At 46.6% G+C, this 15,135-nt stretch carries 11 protein-coding genes; 3 read left to right on the top strand and 8 right to left on the bottom strand.

The annotated features are described in order from the left end of the window. Nucleotides 1–15: 15 nt before the first annotated feature. From A3849_RS06370 to A3849_RS06345, 5 genes are all read right to left on the bottom strand, one after another. On the bottom strand, nucleotides 16–2,400 hold the full coding sequence (locus tag A3849_RS06370) for a phosphoketolase family protein (protein WP_074110641.1): 2,385 nt from the start codon (nucleotides 2,398–2,400) through the stop codon (nucleotides 16–18). A 267-nt stretch (nucleotides 2,401–2,667) separates the two neighbouring features. After that, nucleotides 2,668–3,390: a GntR family transcriptional regulator gene (locus A3849_RS06365; RefSeq protein WP_074088763.1), complete on the bottom strand. Its 723-nt coding sequence runs from the start codon at nucleotides 3,388–3,390 to the stop codon at nucleotides 2,668–2,670. A 490-nt stretch (nucleotides 3,391–3,880) separates the two neighbouring features. After that, the gene (locus A3849_RS06355) at nucleotides 3,881–4,642 is read right to left on the bottom strand and encodes an SDR family oxidoreductase (protein ID WP_074110639.1); all 762 of its coding nucleotides are present in this window, start codon (nucleotides 4,640–4,642) and stop codon (nucleotides 3,881–3,883) included. Between the two features lie 22 nt (nucleotides 4,643–4,664). Beyond that, a complete protein-coding gene (locus tag A3849_RS06350) occupies nucleotides 4,665–5,033 on the bottom strand; it encodes a MerR family transcriptional regulator (RefSeq protein WP_074110638.1) in 369 nt (122 codons plus the stop codon). 183 nt (nucleotides 5,034–5,216) lie between these two features. Next, nucleotides 5,217–5,486 carry a DUF6809 family protein gene (locus tag A3849_RS06345; protein WP_074110637.1) on the bottom strand — a complete coding sequence of 90 codons (270 nt, stop codon included), beginning with the start codon at nucleotides 5,484–5,486 and terminating at the stop codon, nucleotides 5,217–5,219. Nucleotides 5,487–5,789: 303 nt separating this feature from the next. Between A3849_RS06345 and A3849_RS06340 the strand changes: the two genes are divergently transcribed. Continuing rightward, nucleotides 5,790–6,941, top strand: coding sequence for a glycosyltransferase (locus A3849_RS06340; RefSeq protein ID WP_074110636.1), 1,152 nt, complete (start codon nucleotides 5,790–5,792; stop codon nucleotides 6,939–6,941). A gap of 209 nt (nucleotides 6,942–7,150) precedes the next feature. Here A3849_RS06340 and A3849_RS06335 read toward each other — a convergent pair whose 3' ends face one another. Next, a complete protein-coding gene (locus tag A3849_RS06335; protein ID WP_074110635.1) occupies nucleotides 7,151–8,143 on the bottom strand; it encodes a stalk domain-containing protein in 993 nt (330 codons plus the stop codon). A gap of 319 nt (nucleotides 8,144–8,462) precedes the next feature. Beyond that, nucleotides 8,463–10,610 (bottom strand): pectate lyase family protein, encoded by a 2,148-nt coding sequence (locus tag A3849_RS06330; protein WP_074110634.1) that lies wholly within the window; start codon nucleotides 10,608–10,610, stop codon nucleotides 8,463–8,465. A 586-nt stretch (nucleotides 10,611–11,196) separates the two neighbouring features. Between A3849_RS06330 and A3849_RS06325 the strand changes: the two genes are divergently transcribed. Together A3849_RS06325 and A3849_RS06320 are read left to right on the top strand one after the other, a co-directional pair. After that, nucleotides 11,197–11,805 carry an RNA polymerase sigma factor gene (locus A3849_RS06325; protein ID WP_256700670.1) on the top strand — a complete coding sequence of 203 codons (609 nt, stop codon included), beginning with the start codon at nucleotides 11,197–11,199 and terminating at the stop codon, nucleotides 11,803–11,805. Further along, nucleotides 11,766–12,752 carry a hypothetical protein gene (locus A3849_RS06320; RefSeq protein ID WP_074110632.1) on the top strand — a complete coding sequence of 329 codons (987 nt, stop codon included), beginning with the start codon at nucleotides 11,766–11,768 and terminating at the stop codon, nucleotides 12,750–12,752. Before A3849_RS06325 ends, A3849_RS06320 begins: the two co-directional genes overlap by 40 nt. Before the next feature lie 116 nt (nucleotides 12,753–12,868). Here the strand turns inward: A3849_RS06320 and pflB are convergent, their stop codons facing one another. After that, the gene (gene pflB, locus A3849_RS06315) at nucleotides 12,869–15,097 is read right to left on the bottom strand and encodes a formate C-acetyltransferase (protein WP_074110631.1); all 2,229 of its coding nucleotides are present in this window, start codon (nucleotides 15,095–15,097) and stop codon (nucleotides 12,869–12,871) included. Nucleotides 15,098–15,135 lie beyond the last annotated feature (38 nt).

The raw sequence follows: 15,135 nt of genomic DNA, 5'->3' as shown, positions 1-15,135 counted from the left end.
GTAGTACTTATGCTATTAGTTCAGAGCCTTCCATACCCAGTTCTCTACTTCCGGCAGGTCGATACCTTCTTCACGGATATATTGGTTATGCTTCTTGACCATAGCATCCATTTCGTCCGCGATAGCCTGATATTTACCAGCATCCGGCAGGCTCAGTACAGCTTCCTTCGTCAGGTCGAACCGGTCCATCTGATTCAGTACACGCATATCAAATGGGGTGGTAATGTCGCCGTTCTCCCGGTAGCCATGTACATGCAGGTTATGGTTGTGACGGTCGAAGAACAGATCTTTGATCAGACCTTCATAGCCATGGAATGCGAAAATGACCGGTTTGTCTTTTGTGAAAAATTGATCAAACTCAGCGTCAGATAAACCACGAGGGTCCAGCTTCTGACTTCTCAGCTTCAACAGATCCACCACGTTGATATAGCGGATTTTCAGATCAGGCAATTTCTCATGCAGAATGGAGATGGCTGCCAAGCTCTCCATAGTAGGCTCTGTACCGGACGAAGCAATAACCACATCCGGCTCTCCACCCTTGTCCGTGCTAGCCCAGTCAATGATCTTGAGTCCTTTATCCACCAATTCCTGCGCCTCATCAGCCGAGAACCATTGCGGACGCGGATGTTTGGATGACACAATTAGGTTAATCTTTTGACGGTCGTTCAAGATGGTGTCAAAAACAGCCAGCAAGGAGTTGGCATCAGCAGGCAGATACTCACGGATAAATTCCGGTTTCTTGTCTGCCAAGTGACCGAGCAATCCTGGGTCCTGGTGAGTGTAGCCATTATGGTCCTGCTGGAACACTGTTGAGGTTGCAATGACATTCAAGGACGGAATATCTGTACGCCAGCTTTGATCTGTCGCTTTGCGCAGCCATTTGAAGTGCTGGGTGATCATCGAGTCTACTACACGCAGGAAAGCTTCATAGCTTGCGAAGAATCCGTGACGTCCAGTTAATACGTAACCTTCCAGGAATCCTTCTGCCTGGTGCTCGGACAATTGCGAATCAATTACACGGCCATATGGCGCCAGGAATTCATCTTGCGGTTCTTTGATGGAATCCATCCATTGGCGTTTGGTCACTTCGAATACAGGACCCAGGCGGTTCGACATGGTTTCATCCGGTCCAAAAATTCTGAAGTTGCGGTTCTCTTCATTGAGTGTAACCACTTCCTTCAGATATTTGCCCAGAACGGCCATATCTTGTGCAATCACTTGACCCGGAACGGAATTATCCAGCGCATAGTTGCGGAAGTTCGGCTTGTGCAGGTCTTTGATCAGTTTGCCGGCGTTAGTTACAGGGTTCATCCCCATACGTCTGTCGCCAGTAGGCAGAATTTCTGCGAGGTCCGCATTCAAACGGCCATTCTCGTCGAACAATTCTTCAGGTCTATAGCTGTTCAGCCATTCAAGCAACGCCGGAGCGTGCTTCATGTTCTTTTGATCCACCGGAATCGGAACCTGGTGGGCACGGAAAGAGCCTTCATTCGGCACCTTATCCCATTCTTTAGGACCGGTCCAGCCTTTAGGCGTACGGAACACAAGCATCGGCCATACAGGACGGGTGGTGTCATTGTTCTCACGTGCATTCTTTTGAATCGCTTCAATCTTCTCAATAATAGTATCCAGAACCTTCGCCATTTCCGGATGCATCAGATCTGGATTTTCACCTTCTACAAAGAACGGTTCCCAACCCATACCTGCAAAATAATTGGTTAACTCCTCTTTGGACATACGGGACAGAATGGTCGGATTGCTGATCTTGAAGCCGTTCAAGTGCAGAATCGGCAGAACCGCACCATCTGTAATCGGATTGATGAACCGGTTGGAGAGCCAGGAAGCAGCCAGTGGTCCGGTTTCAGCCTCACCATCGCCCACAACTACTGCAGAGATCAGATCCGGGTAATCCAGAATGGCACCCACGCTGTGGGACAGGGAATAACCAAGTTCTCCGCCTTCATGAATCGATCCTGGAGTTTCCGGAGCCGCATGTGAAGCCACACCGCCAGGGAAAGAGAATTGTTTGAACAATTTTTTGAGGCCAGGAATATCCTGGGTAATTTCCGGGTAGATCTCTGTGTAGCTTCCATCCAGATAAGAGTTGGATACCATAACCTGGCCGCCATGGCCTGGACCTTCAACATAGAACATATTCAAATCATATTTGGAAATGACACGGTTCAGATGCGCATAAATAAAGTTCTGGCCAGGGATCGTACCCCAGTGTCCAATAGGTTTAACTTTGACATCCGCGTCCTTCAATGGTTCTCTTAACAACGGATTATCCTTCAAATAGAGCTGTCCTACCGATATGTAGTTGGTTGCACGCCAGTAAGCATCAAGTTTTGCTAAATACGTTTTAGATGAAAAATCCACGGGTAAAGTTGACAATCCCATTTCAATCCACTCCCATTCCTTTTTTCTATTTCCTGAACATAATTATTTCTACAATTACATCATACCGCCGCGTTTATAAAATTCAATCATTTTGATAATTGATACGGTCCAATTTTGTGAAATTTTGAACATAGTATGAATAACGGAGCAAATCACTTACAAAAAAATCTTTATTTTTATAAATATGTAACTATATGTATCATTGTATGCATGCCTGAAAACACAAAAAAGACCAGGGAATATTCCCCGGCCTGATCATAAGATACGTTATTGTACAGATACGAACGTGTTGAATTTGAGATATTTGTAGTGGAAGCGCATATGAGAGAACTCGAAGGGAGTACCATTATCCAGGAAGAAAATCCCCTCCATAATCCCTACTGGCTCATTCTCCTGCAGATGGAGCAGTTCTTGGTCATTAGCACCCGAAGGCTCAGCAAAAATAGACAAAAACGACTTGGTCACCGCCAGATTCCGCGATTCCTCCAGGTAATGAAAGATCGATCCTTCGATAATCGTCTGGTCCAGATTCTGGACAATCTTGATCGGAATGTAGCCCGTCTCAATCATGAACGGCTCGTCATCGAATAAGCGTAAGCGCACGATTTTGTATACAAAATCATGGGGCTGCAGGAACAAATCCCGCTGCAGCTCTTCCGTAGGCCGGATCACCTCGAAATCCAACACTTTCACCTTAGGCTTTTTGCCATGCATCTGAAAGTTGTCCGTAACCCCCAGATTGGAGCCCTCATAATTAAAGATCGATTCATTTTTTATGTATAATGGGTTGATAAAGGTGCCTGAACCCCGTTTTTTGAAAATAATTCCCGAGTTCTCCATCTTCATCAGTGCACGTTTGATGGAACTGCGGCTTACCTGGTAGGTTTCGCTAAGACTGCGCTCATCCGGTAGTCTCATATCGGCAAACTGTCCCGCAAAAATCTTCATTTTGAGGTCGTCAATAATTTGCTTATAGACAAATTGGGTCATGGGGTACTCCTTCTTCAGAACTGTAAAGAGCTAAATTTTCAATATTAAATATAACATAATTGTGAGAGGGATTATACAAAGTATTGTGGATAGGGGCGGGCTGCCTATTTTGCAGCATACATAAGATAAACCCGCTCAATGAGCGGGTTCAAATGTGGAGTCAGGGAGTCGGACCCCTCTCTTAAGAAAATGGCATATAGCATGTCTTGCTGGCCGGGTCTAAGGCTAAAAATCCATCCAGAAAAATTGAGACACCGCAAGTATAAGCCCAATTATATTTACAACGATGAAAAACCACTTTTTAGCCCTGCGGCTCGCGGAGTACCCCTCTACAAACAAAGTCCAAACCAAAATCCCGTTCAACACGACCATAATAATGAGAGCCAACCACCAATTCGCCGCCACTTTGATCTCGTCCTCTCCTGACTTTACTTTCCAATTATCTTTCAAATTACTGAATGACCTCTTTTTTGTCAAGCCTTTTGCATAGCTATTCGATCATGCTTTTTGTGGCCTGATACATATTTGCTGTGTACTCATCCACTTCATCCCGGGACATGCGCAGCCGGTCCACAGAAGTCCCGTATCCGATTTCCTGCTTCCCCTCCTCCAAGCCTTTAAAGATTCCGTCTGTAAAAGCACCCAAGGGTTCTCCATGTATATGCAGTCCTGCACCGCCCAGTTCCGTATTCACTGCCGGAGGAGCCACCTCAATGACTTCAACAGACGTATCGGACAGCTGATGTCGCAGGCTCATCGTAAACGAATGAAGCGCCGCTTTGGTTGCAGAATAGATGGGAGCGATGGCAAACGGCGTAAAGGCCAGCCCGGAGGTCACATTAATGATCGCGCCCTTTTCTTTTCCTGCAAAAAATGGAGCAAACAGCATAGAGAGGTGGAACGCCGCTTCCATATTTGTTGTGATCTCCTGATTGAAGTAACTCCAGTTGTGTTTGGCATCCGCTTGCAGTACATTGAACCGTTGTTGAGTCCCTGCATTGTTCACGAGCACATTGACTTCCGGATAGTTTCCGCTGACCCAATCAAACAAGGCTATGCGCTCGGACTCCACATTCAAGTCACATACGCGGGTAATCAGGCCTGGGAGTTGTTCTTGCGCATTTCGAAGTGCATCTTCACGCCGCCCACAGACAATCACTTGATTCCCGGCCTGTATAAAACGCTCTGCAAAAGCCAGCCCGATTCCGGCACTTCCGCCAGTAATAAGTATGGTGTTACCTGTCAGCTTCATGGCTGTTCCTCTTTTCTATGATCTATTTGTGCTGCAAACGCTCTGTATACCGGTTAATCTTCACATCAATGCCCTGCAAGGCATCTGTCATAGATGCTATCTCATCCAGCACTGCCCGCTTATGCTTCGTCATCATCTCCAGCCGTAGCTCCGTGGTGCTCTCCCCTTCAATGACCCAAGCTATATATTGCCTGATCTCGTGTATGGGCATGTGTGTCTGCTTCAAGCGAAGCACCGTCTCAAGCAGCGCCATCTGCATTTCTGAAAATAACCGCCTGCCGGCAGCATCACGCTCCATCAGCGGCAACAAGCCTTGCTTCTCGTAATACCTTAACGTGGATTCCGGAATATGATAGGTGGCCGCAGCCTCGCCAATCGTTACATATTTCATCTTGAAGGCCTCCAAACTGATCTTTCCATGTCGACAGCATTAGCATACGACTTAAATCATGGTTTAAGTCAATAGGAAAATAAAATTACCAGACGAAAAAGACACCTTGATGGGTGTCTTTGAGGGGAAAGCTTATGTATGAACGCTTTTTCGGAAATTCTTAAAGATCCGGCTTCGCTACACTTAATCCTCAACTAGGACTTCTATCATCATCGCCGCCCCAGTCTTGAAGCCACATACAAACGAAGCCGTCATCTCCATTCCCTGAGCCTGAGAATACAGTTCCAATAAAGACTCCAGCTCCTCGAAATCACCATCGGACAGCTTCTGCTTCCAAGCTTCCAGGGACTCGGTGATTTGCCTATTAATCGGGCGGTAATTAGGGTCTTTGGAGATAATGTTCTCGTTAGGGAATAAGCTGCCGTGGTATAGGGATTCGAGAATGCTTGGCATGGGGGCCTCCTTTGAAAGATTTAATCCTCTGAGGATATGAACAAGCGTAGCATATTTGCTAATTATACGTGGTACGCTTAGGCGTAAAGATTAAATCGGAAAACTATTATTTTGTACGAAGTAGATAACCTAAACCATCGCAAGCCCCTACGGGATCTTTGCAGCTTTTTTATAAAACGGTACCCCGTCAAGCCTAATTCGAGCCATATAGGGCATCTGACTAGACCAGGCTAAAGTCCCTGAATATATTGTTATTATTTATCCGATTCGAGGGCTTTCATTGAATGGTGGGGGGAGATCACACTGGGTATCCGTTACAGCATCATCATTCCAACCTATAATCGACACCAGCAGTTGTTGCTCACACTCGCTTCATTTGAAACACAGACCTATCCGAAGCAGCATTTTGAAGTAATTGTGGCTGATGACGGCTCTACAGATGGAACGAAGGAAATGGTCGAAGGCTTCCAAGCTTCCTATCAGCTTAATTATGTATCTCATCCGGAACAACGCGGCCGATCTGCTATTAGAAATTTGGGGCTGCAGCATGCGAAAGGGCTGTATATCATTTTCTGCGATGCTGACTTTTTGGTGTTGCCTGAATTCATCAGCACTGTGCGCCGCTATCACCGTAAATATCCCAAAGCCGTGCTTTCTGGTATCCCCCATTCGTGGGACGATGCTTATACCCATTACTACCCTGACTTTTCTCCGGAAGAAAAAGAACAGTTTCGCAATACAGTCTCACCAACCAGCTTATGGAATCCCGAATTTGAGATAGCAGCTGACATTATCCCGCTAATCACTCAGGAAGATATCCTTCACCACACGGAGGCTTTGTCAAAAGTTGTTTTCACCACAAAGGTTCCACCCGATACGAGACAGCAATTTGCCAAAACGGATATAGCTCCATGGATGTTGCTCGTCACTCGTTGCGTGGCCATACGGCGCAGCCAGTTGATTCGTATCGGAGGTTTTAATGAACAGTTTGTGCTCTATGGGCTTGAAGACTGGGACCTTGGCTATAGGCTGCATCGGTTGAAAATCCGTTTTCGCAGCATCAAGGAGGTTATTGGATATCATCAGGAGCACCCAACCCACTTGCGAGGAAATGTTTTTAATACGGATAATCTGAGGATCATGTATAAACAATACGGCTTCAATGACTCCTCTTTAAATTTATTCGCCCTCGTACCTCCATCTGAGGATTTAGAGAAATACAAGGAGACGCTGCGTATCTTACGCAGGGGATTCCGCTCTAAGCTAACACGCTCCTCAGCAGTCATGTTGAGAAGAACACTAAGGATTGCGGCAAAGAAATTCTATTATCAAAACAATCCCCTAAAGCGCCAAAGGTCATTACGCAGGATAGAAAAGAAAGCAAGAGGCCGAAAAAGCCAAGTCGCCCATGTTCTACGGGAAATGCTGGTAAAAACTCAAAAGCTGGGACAGTGACATTGGCTCTTTTTCAAGGTGCAAGCGATACGAATCTGACGATTCTCTTCAGCTCCAAGCCATTCTGTTGCCTAGATTAAAACACAAATGACCCACAAGAGGGTCACTTTTTTTCTGCAAAGTGTCCATCTTATGGGTCACAGTTCACGTTTGTTTGGTGCAACCCCTATTCTGAAAAAAAAATCAGGTTTGGGTACTTAAGCCCTTAGTTACTGAAGATTGAAGTAAAAGAATGAATTTTCATAATCATCATTATAGTCATTGAGCTGAATGGCCAGATAGTTCGTCAACCCTTTAGTTACAGGCACAATTACAAGACCTTCTGCAGTGTAGCTGTAACTTTCACCCAGTTTAAGCTTTTTTAAATCAGTTGCGTCATCAATAGCATCATCCAAAGAGCCAGTGAAACCATAATCTGTAACACCGATAATACTGTTTCCGTCTGAAGTTTTAGAACCCCACAGGCGTGGTACAAAATCAACCCCGACATAAAGTTCTTCATTTTTATTATCAGAGATATACTTTCCGTTATTCAAAACGATCTTCACCTTAGCCAATTTGTACTCAACCAAAGCATTTGCTTCTGGTTCTCTGAAACCAAGTGCTGCAATTTCACTTCTTGAGATTGATTTTACTGAGCTTACAGAAACAGTATAGTTTGCAGTGTAAGAATGACCATCATAATTGTAAGGGTCATTAAATGAAACCGACTTACCAATTGGAATTGCAGAACTAAAAGATTTACCACTGTTAGTCGAAGCCGTCGTGGTGGATTGACTTGGTGTGGTTGTAGGACTCGGTGCGGTTGTAGGAGCCGGTGTGTTTGCAGGAGCCTGGGTAGCAGGTTGTTGTGGAGTCGATGCCGTATTAGTGTCATTGTAAGGAATCCCGCTATCACCTGAACCATCAATAGAAATAGTTAAAGAGGGAGCGTCAAAATCAACTTCTGCTCCAAGAGCTTCTGAAACAGATCTCAAAGGAACATATGTAGAACCGTTATATACCAAAGCGGACAAGTTATTACCCGATTGATCTTTCGGAGTCCACTTAGCACCGTTAAGAAGAAACTTAATATTGTGGTTCAATTTTGCCTTGATTGTTTCAACACCAGTTCCTGCCAATACTCCTACTGAGCCAAACAATAGACTTGAAACCACGATCGATGAAATAAAGACCGATTTCCTCATTTTAATCAACTTCATTTTTATAAACCCCCAACTATTTATTTACGCATGTCTGCGCATGGAATATACACCAATTTTGGTATCTTTTACGTGTAGTTCCGCAATTTATTATAAGCCCCCCTTAGAATTCTGTCTATTATGTTGTTTATTGTAAAAAAATATCGAAGACTGTACTGCCTATTCCTCTATCAAGCGCATCACGAATAAACATGATCCCTCGTCAAGAAATCTGTCTTACCATCTAAAGGTACTCTACTGTGCGCTATACATGAAAAAGACACCCCTAGAGGTGTCTTTAGCTTTACTCTTTGCCATTTGGCAATTGTTGTAAACCTATCTACTCCAACTTCATGTAATACAAATTAGCAGTACTATCCTTCGTAATAGTATGCGCGCCCGCCGTAAGGGAGATCGTCGCAATGCCATTCGTTATGGGATAGCTTGTTCCATCCACCTTGATTGCGGTTCCGTCTGCTGTGCTGAACACTAATGTTAAGGTCGAGGCCTTCGTAGAGGTGAACTGAATGCTGGTTGTACTCTCGATTTTCAGACATTGGGTTAGCGTCAGACTATTATATACGACAGTCCCCTTGGCTGTTGAAAGATTCCCCTGAATACTGAAGAAGCTGCTTGTTGTCCCGGATGTGGTAAAGTTATGAACGGTTGCTCCCGCTGTCGGCACCGGAGTTGCCGTTGGCACTGGAGTCGCTGTTGCCGTTGGTGTAGGAGTTGCTGTCGGTGCAGGTGTCACCGTTGCTACTGGAGTCGCTGTTGGAGCCGGAGTCGGCACAGTCGGGTTGGAGTTTCCCCCTACAGATACTAGCCCCGTTGTATAGCTTCTGATTGCAGACATTAGCGATGTATTCAGCGCATACGATGCGTCATCCACTGAATCATTGAATTCCCAAGTGAAATCCCCACCATTCAGGCGTCCGGCTTCTGCCGTAACAATCTGTTCAACGGCGCTCACGCTATCGATTTCAGATGCGCTTACACCCGTATCGACGCTCGTATCGAAGTTGTTATATGCTGTTCCGCCGACTAAAGCTTTGTACGAGCCTGGGACGGTTTCATTTCTCGACGAAGCTAAGTATGCATCAAATGAGGTTGCATTGGCCGGAGCTGTTCCAGCATTAGAGTTGGCATAAATAAGACTTGCCGCATCAACAACAGTATTGTTGTATGCTTTGATCACACCTCCGCTTTCGCCTGAGAACGTCCCCTCCTCCCCTAACGCATCCGTACCTTGTAAGGAAATCATCATTGGATTTTTAGCATGTCTAAACACATTGGATTCTACAAAAGCTGAAGCTCCCGTTGTAACACCGACACCATATTTTGAGACTCCATCATAGAAGTTATTATAGACATGAACTGAGGCCACTCTTATACGCGGATGACGGGAGTCCGAATGATCGAACCAGTTATGATGGAAGCTGGCAAAGAATTGTGCCGACTCACTCAAACCGACTAGTGCCGCTTTTCCCGAATCCCAGTAATGGTTGTATGAGATGGTAATGTATGTTGATCCTTTTTTAAGGTCTGTGGAACCGTCACCTTTGGCTTGGTCCGCATCGCTCCCTGCAGATCCATAGAAAATATCATTATGATGCACCCACACATTCGCATTGCCCGTATCCATTGAAATGCCATCGTCAGGGAATAACATCACCCCCAGATTCCTTACTTCCACATTACCGGTATATCTAAGCAGCATTCCCCACCCGTAGGCATAAGCATCGTCTCCGATACCTTCAATCGTCATATTCATTTCCGAATAATTGTTTTTACCTTTGACTTCAAGATATCCAGTGCTGTTAAGTTGTCCACTCAGATCAGCAGCTGTCACTTTTCCAATAATACGAATGGCAAGTGGTGTTGTATCATAGCCTTTTTGTCTCAGTGCCATAATTCCGCCAAGACCCACACCTGTTTGCATAGCACCTGAGCTGTTGATTTTTACATCAAGCGTTACGGTTTGAGCATTCTGAGAGGTGATATACAGCACCTGCGCGCCATCCTTGAGCGTTCCATTCTCATTATAAGCACCCGAACCCGTTCCATATGGAGAGTTTGCCGAAAAAGCAAATCCAGACCGGTCAAATGACGCTACAGATAGCGTATTGGAAACCGCACTTACCGCCCCTCCGCCTGACAGCGTGGCTTCAACCTTCATTACATAGGCTCCCGCAGCAAGCCCCACAGCATCAGCTCTCCAATAGGAGGCGTATTTACGGATCAATTCATTATTCATTTGTTGATACCCGGAATCTGCTGCACTTGCCGGTTTAACATAGACCTTATAGCCCGTCGCATTACTTACTGGTAACCATTCTACATATGCCGCTTCATTCCAGCCTCCACTGCCGGATATCGTAAGACCCGCAGCGTGTACGATCGTACTAGACCATCCACCTGCAATTAAAGACAGCGCAAGCGAAAATAACATCATTATACTGGCTACCTTTGCAGCTCTTTTTTTCATTAACGTTCCTCCTAATTAGAATAGGTTACAGAGTATTACGAAACCGTTTGCAAGTTCTCATAAAGCTTCTTTACTCCCCCTCCTTTTCTCTAAGCAGCTTGTCTCTTATGCGGGCTGATCCGAACCATTCATCTTACTTTTAATACATATTTTGGAACTATAACACCCTGAGCATACAATCATGAAAACGGTTCCGAAACAATCATTTGCTCATATCGGAGCTCTTCCTGCGGTATTCTGAGTTAATGATTATTAGGCAGGGGGATGATAAGTTAAGGCCGGAGGATTTCTGGCATAAGGGCTGGGGACAGGCCAGTCTACAAACAAAAAAGACACCCCGAGAAGTGTCTTCTACTTTACCTATTTGGGCCGAGGTGCGTACACCCATCTATTTTATAATTTTGTTAAGCTCTTCAGCTTTTTTTCTGCTACTTATTCCAGCAGGATGGGTTATGACTTTCATAACAGTACCTTAACCACTATAATTCGTTTTCTTACATTAATTCGTGTGTTTGTTGCATTTTATTTAGAGGTTATGGCACTTTTTCAGAGGGCCGGGTGTTATAGAGATATACAGCTTGAGGAGGTGTTAACAACGTCGGATGATGTGATGGACTCCAGGGAATTAGAGCAGTTGATCTTCAGGATTCAGAGCGGGAATAGCGGACAGTATGCTCTCATTGTCAGAGCTTTTCAGCAGCCCATCTACGGCTATTGCTGTCGTCTGCTAGGGAACAGGCAGGATGCTGAGGACGCGGTGCAGGAAATACTGGTAAAGGCGTATCAGGCGATTCATCAGTACAAGCCTACTGTACAGTTCTCGGCCTGGCTGTATCGGATTGCCTATAATCATTGCCTGAATCTGCTGCGCAGGCGCAGGCTGCACCGTCAGGTGATGCAGATTTTTCGGCCGGAGACGGTTGTGGGGAGCCCCGAACAAGAGCTGGACGACCGGCTGTACAAACCCTCTTTGGCAGCGGCCCTGGCCAAGTTATCGCTAGAGGAACGTAATCTCTTGATTTTGCGGGTATTCGAGGAGAAGAGCTATGCGGAAATGAGTGAGATTCTGAAGATCAGCCCGAATGCGCTGAACAAAAGAATGAACCGCATCAAGCAGAAAGTGAAGCAGGTCATGGAATCGGAGGAGGAAAAGCTGTGGGACGAACCGCAATCAGCCATGAATACCAAGATATAATTACAGCCTCTGCCGGTCGAAATCCGCTGGAGGCGATTGATGTAGAAGCACAAGTGATGGAACGGGTAGAGCGGCTGGGAATGACGCGCACCCGCCCTGCCGCGTGGAAGGGGAGGCTGCGCCAACCTACAGCAGTGTTCAGTCTGCTTATGGTATTCCTGCTGCTCTCCGTGACAGCATATGCTGCCGCGGAATATATTCAGATCCGTAACAGCAGGGGTGAGGTGAAGGTACAGTACATGGAGCCGGAGCCAGTGCAACAATCAGGCCATTTGGTGAATAACAAGCTTAGGCAGCAGATAGAGGCTAAAGCGCTCGCTTTTGCTAAACCGGGTGAACTGATTGGTTACTATGTCAAAGAGGATGCGGCAGAAGGAGCGGCGGAAGCCTTGAAATTTGTGTATAAGGAACAGCGCCTAACCGCCTATGCGGATTTCTCTGCAGAGATTCACCGAACCGGAGCACCTATGCTGCCGGAAGCGCCGGAGGGATACGCTTTTCAAAATGGTACGGTTGAACCCGACTTTCCGTATAATTCGCCTATGATGCAGCAGGAACTATACCTGGGAACGCTCAATGAGCTGCGCACTCAAGCGGAACAAGCGACTGGAGGGCAGCAATTGTTCATGAAATCCGTGCCGTGGACAAGTCCGATCTCGGTCAGTGCCTCGTATGCGAAAGATGGCGGGTTCCTGGGAATTTCCGCTCACATGATGCACGGCGGAGACATGAGGGTATGGCAGGGAGCGGAGGAGCAGGCGAACAAAATCACTGTAGCCGGAACAGACGTCATCGTCAATACTTTGGGAATAGGGTCGGATAAGCAGCACAACTACCTGACCTGGTATAACGAAAGGTATGATGCATACTTTACAGTTACCAGTTACGGCGACAAAACCCTGAGCGAGGAAAAGCTATTGAAGCTTGTGGCAGAATTATTGCAGTAAAGCAGCTTTTGAGAATCCAGTTATCCACGTAAAAAGACACCCGGAGAGGTGTCTTTTGTTTACTCCATATGGAGCCAAGGCGCGGGTCAGTAAATCGACGGGCCGCGCTTCCCCCGTTAGATTTTTTCGTGAAAGGTTCTATTAATGACATCAAGCTGCTGCTCTCTCGTCAGTTTAATGAAATTAACCGCATAACCTGACACTCGTATCGTGAGCTGCGGATACTCCTCCGGATGCTCCATCGCATCAAGCAAGGTTTTGGTGTCAAACACATTTATATTGAGATGATGGCCATCCTTGGCTGTATACCCGTCGAGCAGCGCGGTCAGATTATGGATTCGATCCTGTTCGTTCTTCCCAAGAGCACCCGGAATAATCGAGAATGTATTCGATATGCCATCCAAGGCGTACTCATACGGAAGCTTCGCTACAGAGTTTAATGAAGCAATTGCACCTTTCTTGTCTCTGCCATGCATCGGATTCGCTCCCGGGGCGAAGGGCTCGCCCTTCTTTCTCCCATCCGGGGTATTCCCGGTCAACTTCCCATATACGACATTAGAGGTAATCGTCAGTACAGACATCGTGGTTTTTGCCTGCCTGTACGTTGAGTGTTTCTTCAACTTGCGATAAAACCGCTTGACGAGGTCAATCGCGATCTCATCGGCACGGTTATCGTTATTGCCGTAAGCAGGATATTCCCCCTCAACGATATAGTCGACAGCAAGACCGTTCTCATCCCGAACCGGGCGAACGCCTGCATATTTAATGGCACTGAGCGAATCGGTTACAACCGACAGTCCTGCAATCCCGGTCGCCATTGTCCGCATCGTTTCCTGATCGTGAAGCGCCATCTCAATGCGTTCATAACAGTATTTATCGTGCATGTAGTGAATTACATTCAAGGTATTGATATAGAGTTCTGCCAGCCATTCCATCGTATGGTCGAAAGCAGCCATCACCTCGTCAAAGTCCAACTTGTCCGACAGAATCGGCCGCATGGGAGGGGCAATCTGCACCTTCATCTGCTCATCCATACCACCGTTAATCGCATACAGCAGCGCTTTGGCCAGATTCGCCCGAGCGCCGAAATATTGCATTTGCTTCCCGATCCGCATAGCGGACACACAGCAGGCAATCCCGTAATCATCCCCAAAATAAGTCCGCATTAAATCATCATTCTCATATTGAAGAGAGCTGGTCTGAATCGTCATGCGCGCACAATATTCCTTGAACTTCTGCGGAAGCCGGGTGGACCAGAGTATGGTCAAATTCGGTTCCGGCGATGGACCGAGCGTCTCAAGCGAATGCAGGAATCGAAAGGTGGTCTTTGTAACTAACGGGCGGCCGTCCAGACCAATCCCTCCAAGCGACTCGGTCACCCATGTCGGATCGCCGCTGAACAGTGAGTTATATTCAGGTGTCCTTGCAAATTTCACCATGCGCAGCTTCATAACAAAATGATCGACGAGCTCCTGTGCCTCTTGCTCCGTTAACTTCTCCTTCTTCAGGTCACGCTCTATATAAATGTCCAAAAAGGTGGAGGTGCGGCCAAGGCTCATAGCAGCCCCGTTCTGCTCCTTGATTGCGGCAAGATATCCGAAGTACAGCCATTGAAAAGCTTCCTGTGCGGTCTCCGCTGGCTTGGTAATATCGAATCCATAGCTGCCCGCCATCTGCTTCAGCTCCGAAAGGGCGCGAAGCTGCTCAGCTATTTCTTCACGTGCCCGAATTACATCTTCAGTCATCGTGTGTTCGTCGAAGAAGGAAAGCTCGTTTCTTTTGCTTTTAGCCAGAAAATCCGTACCGTATAAGGCTACGCGCCGGTAATCGCCAATAATCCGCCCCCGGCCATACGCATCCGGAAGCCCTGTAATAATGCCGGCTTTTCTGGCGAGACTCATGGCAGGCGAATAACCGTCAAATACGCCTTGATTATGAGTTTTCCGGTAAGTGGAGAAAATATGCTCAATTTCCGGGTCCAGCTCATAACCGTAGGATTCACAAGCATTTTTGGCCATTCGGATGCCGCCGTAAGGCTGAAGAGCCCGCTTGAACGGTTTGTCTGTTTGAAGACCCACGATTACCTCAAGCTCCTTATTCAAATAGCCGGGTTCATGCGAAGTTATGCTGGAAACCACCTCTGTATCCATATCCAGGACTCCGCCTTGGTCACGTTCTTGCTTGGCGAGCTCTATGAACTGCTCCCAGAGCTGTTGCGTGGCTTCCGTTATCCCCGCCAGAAAAGACGCATCTCCTTCATAGGGTTCGTAGTTGAGCTGGATGAACTGGCGGACATCGATTTCTTCCTGCCAATTTCCTGATTTAAAACCTTCCCATGCCTGCATCGTGATGCTTCCTCCTTTATTACATTGTCATGGTTACG

Source organism: Paenibacillus sp. P46E, assembly GCF_001909095.1.
Classification (GTDB): Bacteria; Bacillota; Bacilli; order Paenibacillales; family Paenibacillaceae; genus Paenibacillus_AQ; species Paenibacillus_AQ helianthi.
This window is presented reverse-complemented; position numbering and strand designations above follow the sequence as displayed.